At 61.2% G+C, this 8,781-nt stretch carries 5 protein-coding genes and 3 pseudogenes; 3 read left to right on the forward strand and 5 right to left on the reverse strand.

What is annotated here, in order from left to right; genetic code table 11:
• Positions 1–113 precede the first annotated feature (113 nt).
• Positions 114–4,115, forward strand: a complete 4,002-nt coding sequence (locus tag DVH23_RS17030; RefSeq protein WP_114578619.1) for a type IV secretory system conjugative DNA transfer family protein — start codon at positions 114–116, stop codon at positions 4,113–4,115.
• A gap of 16 nt (positions 4,116–4,131) precedes the next feature.
• Here DVH23_RS17030 and DVH23_RS17035 read toward each other — a convergent pair.
• The 3 genes and pseudogenes from DVH23_RS17035 to DVH23_RS17045 form a co-directional block, all read right to left on the reverse strand.
• Positions 4,132–4,290: pseudogene (locus DVH23_RS17035) on the reverse strand (IS630 family transposase); the annotation flags it as partial.
• Positions 4,291–4,413: 123 nt separating this feature from the next.
• Positions 4,414–5,298 carry an IS1595 family transposase gene (locus DVH23_RS17040; RefSeq protein ID WP_114578620.1) on the reverse strand — a complete coding sequence of 295 codons (885 nt, stop codon included), beginning with the start codon at positions 5,296–5,298 and terminating at the stop codon, positions 4,414–4,416.
• 107 nt (positions 5,299–5,405) lie between these two features.
• Positions 5,406–6,440 (reverse strand): zinc-binding dehydrogenase, encoded by a 1,035-nt coding sequence (locus DVH23_RS17045; RefSeq protein ID WP_114578621.1) that lies wholly within the window; start codon positions 6,438–6,440, stop codon positions 5,406–5,408.
• Positions 6,441–6,722: 282 nt separating this feature from the next.
• Here DVH23_RS17045 and DVH23_RS17050 point away from each other — a divergent pair.
• Both DVH23_RS17050 and DVH23_RS17055 read left to right on the forward strand, forming a co-directional pair.
• Positions 6,723–6,879, forward strand: a pseudogene (locus tag DVH23_RS17050) (IS1595 family transposase); the annotation flags it as partial.
• 143 nt (positions 6,880–7,022) lie between these two features.
• A complete protein-coding gene (locus DVH23_RS17055) occupies positions 7,023–7,910 on the forward strand; it encodes an amidohydrolase (RefSeq protein WP_114578622.1) in 888 nt (295 codons plus the stop codon).
• A 12-nt stretch (positions 7,911–7,922) separates the two neighbouring features.
• Here DVH23_RS17055 and DVH23_RS17060 read toward each other — a convergent pair whose 3' ends face one another.
• Both DVH23_RS17060 and DVH23_RS17065 read right to left on the reverse strand, forming a co-directional pair.
• Complete coding sequence (locus DVH23_RS17060) at positions 7,923–8,261, reverse strand: L-rhamnose mutarotase (protein WP_114578623.1); 339 nt, start codon at positions 8,259–8,261, stop codon at positions 7,923–7,925.
• Between the two features lie 74 nt (positions 8,262–8,335).
• Positions 8,336–8,781 (reverse strand): annotated as a pseudogene (locus tag DVH23_RS17065) (gfo/Idh/MocA family oxidoreductase); the annotation flags it as partial.

Genomic DNA, 8,781 nt, shown 5'->3' on the forward strand with positions numbered 1-8,781 from the left:
GCGAGCACCCCCATCCCGGCCTACTCCCGCTGGAGGAGGGGCGCCACGCGGCCGCTGCTGTCCTCAAGCTCCGGAAGCGGAAGGACGGGAAGCATCTCTACCCGATCCGGCACATGGACATCGAGGGCTTCGAGAACGACCCCTACGGCTCGATCACAGCGGAAATGATCGGCGAGCGAGAGAGCGACGTCGTCTCCGATATCGCGGTGCAGACGATCTTCGAGCCGGCGCCGGGCGACTGGTGGAAAGGCGGTCTCCTGGGAACGTCGATCGACGACGTCGCCGACGAGCTCAAGAGTCCGACCAAGGAGTTCGGGATGGTCGACGCGCTGAAATACGAAGCGAAGCCCGAACAGAGCACCCTTGAGGGCGAAACGCGGGAGGCATCCGAGAAGGATCGGACAGCCTCAAAGATCGTTCGCGAACAGCGCGGCGAGAAGGGCTTCCGTCTGAACGTCCGTATCCTCGCGGTGAGCGACGACCCCGACCAAGCGACCGCGCGGGTTGAGGAGACCGCGCAGATGTTCGACGGCTACTACGAATCGGCGACTGAGCAAGGCTTCGAAATCTGTCCTCAGTGGGACAAGAAGCTCCGGAAGACCCTCAATCGTGCCTTCGGTCGCGAGCGGGCCGACCGACGAATGATCATGGGCGTCCGCGCCGCTGCCGGGCTCATGCACATCCCGAACGATACGATCAACACCCAGGACGTCGACTGGTCGCTGACCTCTCACGCTGGCGACGTCCCCGCTGACGCACCTCGGTTCACCGACTGGAACCACCTCAAGGTCGTCACCTGGGAGGACGCCGACCGCTCGCACGGCGCCGGTGATGACTGGGATTACGCGATCGCATCGACGTGGACGCCACCGGACGAACGAGAGCCCGAAGCGCTCAAAGAGTTCGACGTCGAGGGCGACCCCCGACTCGGGGCCGGACGAACCGGACGACCGACCGAACGAGGACGGCGACACCGAGGCCGAAGCATGAGTCTGAACCCGTTTTCCGAGAACCAAAGCGAGGCAGAGAGTGAGAAGTTCGGGGTGCGCATCGAGGGCGAGGATGACCCCTCGAAGCCCGTCCTCATCAACTCGAAAGAGTGGCAGATCAATCGCTATGACCCCGTCTCCGAGGAGGTGGAAGCTTTCGCGGGGGCCTGGCCGCGGGCGATGATCGAGAACGCCCAGGCCGAACCGAAGCAACCGCTGTGGATCGGCGTCTCCGAGAGCACGGGGCGAGAGGTTCCCATCGAGTTCGACCGGCTGTTCCGGCACGTTTTCTACGGGGGATCGACGGGGACCGGGAAGACGACGAAGATGTACAACGACGCCGTGGCGCTGATGTACGCCGGCCACGGCATCACTGTGATCGACCCGAAGGGCGACGACATTTACGACCTTCTTCGCCGGGTCCCCCGCGATCGGTGGGACGACGTGATCTACATCGCTCCCGGCGACGACTACATGGATCGGACGGTCGGATTCAACCTCTTTGAGACGTTCCACGAGCCCGACGAGTCGGGGTTTGACGAGGAGATCGAGGGGATCGTCGACGACTTCAAGAACCTGATCGTGGGGGGCGAGTACTGGGGGCCGCGAATGGACCGGATCATGAAGACGATGGTCCGCGGCATGGTCCGCCACCCGCGGGACTTCACCCCTATCGAGATGTACTACACGCTCCTTGAGGACGAAAACCGCGCCGAGTATGCTGGGTTGATCGGCGACCAAATCGAGGACGACGACATCATGTTCCTGGAGGGATTCACTCGACGAATCGCGGACGAACTCTCCGACAGCGACCTGGACCCCCTCATTGGGCGGCTGAAAGACTGGGTCGAGAACCCGATGACCCGCCAGATCATCGCCCAGCGAGAGAGCAACGTCTCGATCGCCGAAGCCGTCAATGAGGGCAAGATCGTGATCGTGAAAAACGACCTCCCGAGCGAGGCCCAGACGATGGTCGCAACGGCGGTCATGCGGCGGGTCTGGACCTGCGTCACCGATCGGGTGCCGGAGTCCGAACGGAAGGTCCGGGAGCTCGCCGGCCTCGATGATACCGGCGCCGAGTACGATCCCTACTTTCTAATGATCGATGAGTGCGACGATGTCCTCACCGAGGCCTCACAGATCGACACAATGCTCACGAAGGCGCGCTCGAAGCGCCTGAGCCTGATGCTCGCCACGCAGACGCTTCACCAACTGGACGAAAGCGCCCAGCAAGCAATCCTCTCGAACTGCAACACACTCGTCTCACTAAACCCGCTGCTACCGGCAGAGGCGAGTGCGCTCGCAAAACGGTTCGGTGGGAAGGACCCTGACGATCTGACGCAGATACCCGACTACCACGCCCAGACGAAGCTCCGACACGAGGAGGAGAGCTTCATGGCGAAGCTCACGCCGCCGTATCCGCCGCTGTACACGATCCAAGAGGCGTTCGAGTTGATCCGGCAGTCGATCGACGACTATGGCGTGGAGCGCCAGTCGGGGCGTGAGATCATGGACGAGATGTTCTTCGCCGACACGGGGCAGTCTGCCTGTGCCAAGTCGGTCGGCCTCGAGAACACGGAGAGCCCCGACATGGACGAAACGATGGACGTCGACGACACCAAGACGGCACGCACGGCCGTGAAGGCGGTCTACGACGCGACCATTCGCGCCGGCGAGGACATGACGGCAATCGACTCGACGGAGGCCCGCGACCTGATCAGGGAGGCGACCGGCCTCGGACCACGGCCGGCGTCGAACATGACCGAGCGCCTCGCGGCGGTCGGCGCGATCGAACAGCGCTCGACGTCTGACGGCCTCGAACTGACCGTCACGCCGGAGGGGCGAGAGATTATCGGCCTCCAAACCGGGAGTGGCGGCTCCGGGGGCGTGGACGCTCACCGCTTCATGCTCCGCCGAGTGTACGAGTGGGGGACACGCCTGGGCTACGACATGGACCTCCCGACCCAGGACGGCGACGAGCTTCCTGATGCCGTGGGAGAGATCCCGCCGAACGTCTACCCACCGGACGGGTTCGGCGACCTTACCGACGACGAGCGCGACCAGCTGCTCCGGGGGCGCCTCGAAGGGGAGTACGAGGAGATCCTCGAGCTCTCGGGAACGGGCACGTTCTACATCGAAGTCGAGTCGAAGGGGATCACGAAGCCGGCGGGGCCAATCAAGAACGCCGCGAAAGCCCCCGGCCCCGAGCAACTCCTGTTCGTGGTTGAGGACGGCGGCGGCAAGGGGCTGACCTCGAAAGCCGAGACGCTCGCGGGGATCTTCGGGATCGGGCCGGACGCGAACCCCTATGTCTCCGGTCGGGCCCCCGAGGGAGTGTCCCGGAAGTTCTACACGCGAAACCGCGTGACGATGAACCCCGACCTCCTTGATCACGAGCCGGACAAGTTCGCGGTGGTCCGTGGCGACGTCTCGACCGAGTGGGTCGAGTACCCGAACGGGAAGATCGCCTGTCGTGAGCGTGGCGATGGCGAGACGTTCCTCACGTTCGACGGCGCCGATGAATACCGCGAGCGAGATCTAGAGGATGCCCCCGCAATCGTCTACTACCACGCCGATCGAGAGGGCTACGCGGTCGAGGTCGGCGGCGAGATCGAGCGCGTCTACGGCTCTAAGGCAAAGCTGACCGAGGACTGGTCGTGGATCTATGAGCCGCTGATCCCGGAAGTGATGTTCATCGATTACGGCTACGAGGCCGTTCCCGAGCCCGAGGCGTTCCGCATCGGCATCGTTCCCCACGACGACCGGGACCTGGACGCCGACCTGTTGATGTACGATCACGCGACCGGCGAGGTGTCGGACGACTATGCGACCGCTGCGGACGCCTCTCGGACCGAGAGCGCGGCGCCAGTGTCGGACGGCTCAGAGTCCCCGGAGGATCGTGACAGCTCAGAGAGCGGTGAAGAGTGCGCCCTGGCGGAAGCGAGAGTGGTCGCTGGCAAAGAAGAGCCCGCCCAATCCGACAAAGGTGGTGGTGGTGATCCGACCGTAGTACGGACGGGTGAGTGCCAAGGTGAAGGCGGCGACGTCGACTTCGAGAAATATTCGGACGATAACGACACTGACGACGGCGACAGCGGGATGGGCTCGGGTTACAATCTGTATTAGATAGCGTTACTCATACTCACGAATATAAGTACATGAAGACATCTGGTATCTCGATGCTGTCAAGGGCGGTAAGTACGGCATCACGGAGGTCGTCCAGTGTTTCAAACAGGCGGTTGCCGAGTGCTTGATCGAGTTGTCGCCAGCACCCCTCCGCGGGGTTCAGCTCCGGGAACCCACCTCCGCGAGAGCATTGCGGAAGTCTTCGAGGGTTGCGGCGGCGAGTGAGCTCATATCTGCACATGAGACTCCATCCTAAAGAATATTCAGCTACGCTCATGAGAAGCACGTTGTTGGTGAGTTAGAGTACGGCTCTGACGATATCTTCGAGAGCTTCTCGACCGGGTTTCCGGAGGAGACGTCGGCGGAGCTGAAACGCTCTGAGACACGGCGTCAGTTTGTCTTTTGAGACGCCTCGGTGAGGCGAGAGCCACCGTCGCACCAGCGACGCGTGGCTCTCGCAGGTATTCACGTGTGCGTCTCCATCGACGTACTCTCCTTCACCGTGAATGACGGCTTCTCGCTGGTAGTTCTCGTCATCGTCGAGTGGGTCGTACGCTCGAAATCCATCGGTGTAGACGGTGAGCGACTCCTTCTCGGAGTTGCCGAGAAGGAGTCGCGCGGTCGATTCGTCGGCGGACTTCGTTGGAACGACGTACCGCTGACCGCTGCCGCGATCAACGAGTGTGAACACTGGTGGCTTGTCTTCGTCGTATGTTCCTCGACCACGTATCGAGAGGCCACGCGAGCGCGACCGAGAGTCGCGCTCGCGACCTTTCAGCCCCGCAGTCACGTAGAGTTCATCGATCTCGACTGGTCCGACGAGATCAATGGCTGGCGCGTCAAGCGTTCTGGCGAACTGCTCGACGCGCCGCCGAAGCGTTCGATACGACACGTCAAGTTCAGCGTCTAGCTGGCGAATACTCGTGTTGAACCGGAGTAACGAGTAGAACGCGAAAAAGAGCTTATCGAGGCCGATCTTCGCGTGCGCGAAGATCGTGCCGGTCTTGGTGTTGAACGTGCGGTCGCAACTCTTACAGAGATACCGCTGATACTGCCGATAGCTGCCGTGTTCGATCACTGACTCAGACCGGCAGCGCGGGCAATAGAGGCCATCGCGCCAGCGAACCTGCTCCAACAGGTTCGCGGCGCTCGCCTCTGAGCTAAGCACCTCAAATGGGAACATATCGGGTGACGCGAACGCGTCACCCTTGCTCGCTACGCTTCAACAGTGCCAGCTCTACTTGACCAACAATCTGCTTCCGAAGAGCGATTCAGCTAAGAGTATGAATATTAGGTCGTATTGACGACGACACGGCCTATCCATTCGTCACCTTCGCGGACGAGGTCAACACCGTCCTGCAGATTCTCTAAGGCCACCTCGTGGGTTAGTGTCGGAGAGATATCCACTGTTCCGGTTGCGAGCGTCGTAAGTACCTCGATCAGTTCCGAGCGGCGGTGGTCGCCAGAGACCCGGAGTTGGCCCTCGCGCACGTCGCCGAATTCGACCGAGATGTCCTCTGTCTGGATACCGACGCTGACGACGGTGCCCGACTCATAGCCGTTCTTCCCGTTGATGGCGTCTACGGCCTGCTCCATCGCAACTGGCGATCCGGAACATTCGATTGCGGCGTCGGCGCCCCAGCCGTCGGTCTCGTCGGCGATCCGTTTGAGGATGTCGTCGCGCTCGGGGTTGAGCGTCACGTCCGCGCCGTAGGCCTCGGCGCCATCCAGTTGTGGATCGGCGAGGTCAACGGCGACGATAGTTCCGGCACCGAGGCTATCCGCCCAGAGCACGGAGTGAAGGCCGACACCACCAGCACCAAAGACGACTACCGTATCACCGGGATCGATCTCTGCGCGCTGGAAGGCATGGTAGGCCGTCGAGACCGCGCATCCGGCGACGGACCCTTCGGCGAACGAAACCGCTTCCGGAAGCGGTACGACGGCGCGTTCGGGGACAGCGATATACTCGGCGAACGTGCCGTCGACGTGATGACCGATCGACTGCCGATTGCGACAGCGGTTGTCGTTCCCCCGCGAGCAGGGCCGACAGGTTCCGCAGGACTCGATATAGTGAATTACGACTCGGTCGCCCGCGGCGACGTGGTTGACGCCGTCACCGACAGAGTCAATGATGCCTGCACCCTCGTGGCCAAGTGTGATGGGATCTGACGCGGGGTCAGTCTTGCCGTTCAGATAGTTCATGTCGCTACCACAGAGGCTTGCAGCCTGCAGATCGACTAAGACCTCATCCGGTTGGGGATCAGGTTGATTGACGTCCTTAATTCGCAGGTCTTCTTTGTCATAGTATCTTGCGGCGCGCATAGCTCACCCGATTGAAGGAAAGGATATAGGTTCTGTGAAAGGCTTCCGATAAGATATCAGATGTTGCTACTGAAACATGTTTGAGATAATTGACATGACCTTGAGTACAGCCAGTCATGGTGGATCATGCGGAGTACGATTACACGGACAAGATGGCTATCTTCACAGGATCAACGAAGGTGCCAATCATGGCGACTGGCCAACGCAGGCGCGAATGTCATCGTCAACGCCCGAGCCTAGGACGAGGTGGCCGAATCAAACTCGACAAGACAAACGGCAATCGAGTGGAGGACATCGATGACACGACGGTGCCTTTCACCCCTCGAGGTATCTCGAAAGACAAGCAAACACAGGATCTCAGAGCTTTTCAGCCCGCCGTGAACTCCATGGCAAACCAGACGACGAAGCTCTCAAGCATGCTCTCGACGCCGCGCTCTGAAAGTCAACAACGTGCTTCCTACGAGCGACCCTGATTATGCCTTTGCCTATACGACCCGTCTTGATGAGAGCTAGAACCACGAGTTGAAGAGGATTGGCTAGGGGACACATTGTTATGGCCCCGCTTCTCTAATCTGGCAACGGATGAAGTTGATCGATACACACACCCACGCTTGGGGCTTGGACACGCCGGAACTCCCCTGGCAGGCGGAGGTTCTCCCGCCGGGCTGGGAGGGGACGTACACCCATACCGATCTCGTCGGCGACATGGATCGAATCGGAATTGATGAGGCCGTTATCGTGACGACGCCGCTGTACGGCAGGGGACCTCGGGCCAACGAGTACACGATGCGGGCGGTTGAGGCTCACCCCGACCGACTCTGGGGCGTCGGGTTGATGGAGTTTTTCCCGGAGGACCCGGACGGGGCTCGCATTGCCGTTGAACGGATAACCGGCCATCCGCGGATGCTCGGTATCCGGATGCACGCCGCCCTCGAATACGGAGAGACCCCAGGTGATGTCGACCGAAGTGGTGACTGGATTACGGACGAACGGCTTGAGCCGGTGTGGGAAGCCGCAGGTAATCTTGGAACCACGATATTCGTCTTCCCCAAAGCCCAGCAGTTAAGCCAGATCGAGGACCTCGCCGGCCGCTACCCGGGAACAACAATCATCGTCGATCACATGGCCTGGCCGGACGAAACGACCGCGGCCGACGAGGGTCCGTGGACTGGTTTCAAGGCTCTCGCCGAGTACGACAACGTCTCCGTGAAGGTAAGCTCTGTTCCTCGCTCGGCAGCCCTTCAGGAAGGAGGTGACGGCCGCTGGCCCTACGAGTCGATGCATGGCTATCTCCATGCTCTTTTGGAGTGGTTCGGCCCCGAACGACTCATGGTCGGCTCTGATTACCCCTGGATGGACAACTGGGCAAGCTACGGAGATTGTCTTTCCTGGCTCGAGACCGTCGACATTCTTTCAGCGCGTGACCAGGCCTATCTCTCCTATCGAACGTTCGAGCGCGTCCACAGTTAACTCGATCGCGGTTCAGGGTTCGAACGACCAGATCTCCTCCATGTAGGGGACTCCACCGTCGTCGGCCTCGACATCTACGCCCTCGGTCTTGAACTCGGCGACGCGGCGCTCCCATTCCTCGACTGCCGGATCGGATGCCATCGCTTCGTCGTATCGCTCGACGTCTTCGGCCTCAAGGATACAGATGGCGATTTCCCTGCGTACGTAGAGTTCAAACCGTTCAACACCTGCTTCCTCCATTGCCCGCGTAACGCCTCCGGGCACGTCCTCGTGGGCCTCGAGATACTCGTCTCTACGCTCGGGATCGATCCGTTGGAGGTATACTGCACGTTCGATCTCTTCGCCTGGCATACCCGGTTATCTATGGCGAAGAGGCAATAATTTTTGGTCTCCATAGAGACCCATACACGAACCCCGGCCCTGATCTACCAGGAGGTGACGGTGACGTCCCGGAGCGGGCGCGCCAGCGGAATCTCGACCTGTCCGTCCGTGTAGTGAGAGAGGTAGAACGCAATGATGATCTCCAGCGAGCGCGTCGCCTCCTCGCCGGTCGAACCGTTTTCGGCCTCGCCCTCCAGAACGTCGACGATGTGGGCGGCCGCGTTCGCGAACGCGCGCTGATAGTCGTCGTCCCACGTCCAAGCGCCCTCGATGCCCGGGAGGGGCCGTTCGACGTGATCGCCGTCCTCGAGACTCCAGTAGCGCCACTCGCCGTCGTCGTTGTTCATGTAGAGCTTTCCTTCAGTGCCGACGACGTTGAACGTCATCGAGGAGATTTCCCGGGGAAGCGTGCAGTCGACGGTGACGAACGTACCGTCGTCCATCACAACGAACCCGCCCCCGCCCGAATCGTCAACCTGTTCGCCCGCCT

Source organism: Saliphagus sp. LR7 (assembly GCF_003344565.1).
GTDB classification, from domain to species: Archaea; Halobacteriota; Halobacteria; order Halobacteriales; family Natrialbaceae; genus Saliphagus; species Saliphagus infecundisoli.

What these genes read in the sequence shown, in the direction of transcription:
- DVH23_RS17030 (WP_114578619.1), top strand. Translation starts at nt 114, where the DNA reads ATGGACATCGAGGGCTTCGAGAACGACCCCTACGGCTCGATCACAGCG.
- DVH23_RS17040 (WP_114578620.1), bottom strand. Translation starts at nt 5,298, where the DNA reads ATGTTCCCATTTGAGGTGCTTAGCTCAGAGGCGAGCGCCGCGAACCTG.
- DVH23_RS17045 (WP_114578621.1), bottom strand. Translation starts at nt 6,440, where the DNA reads ATGCGCGCCGCAAGATACTATGACAAAGAAGACCTGCGAATTAAGGAC.
- DVH23_RS17055 (WP_114578622.1), top strand. Translation starts at nt 7,023, where the DNA reads ATGAAGTTGATCGATACACACACCCACGCTTGGGGCTTGGACACGCCG.
- DVH23_RS17060 (WP_114578623.1), bottom strand. Translation starts at nt 8,261, where the DNA reads ATGCCAGGCGAAGAGATCGAACGTGCAGTATACCTCCAACGGATCGAT.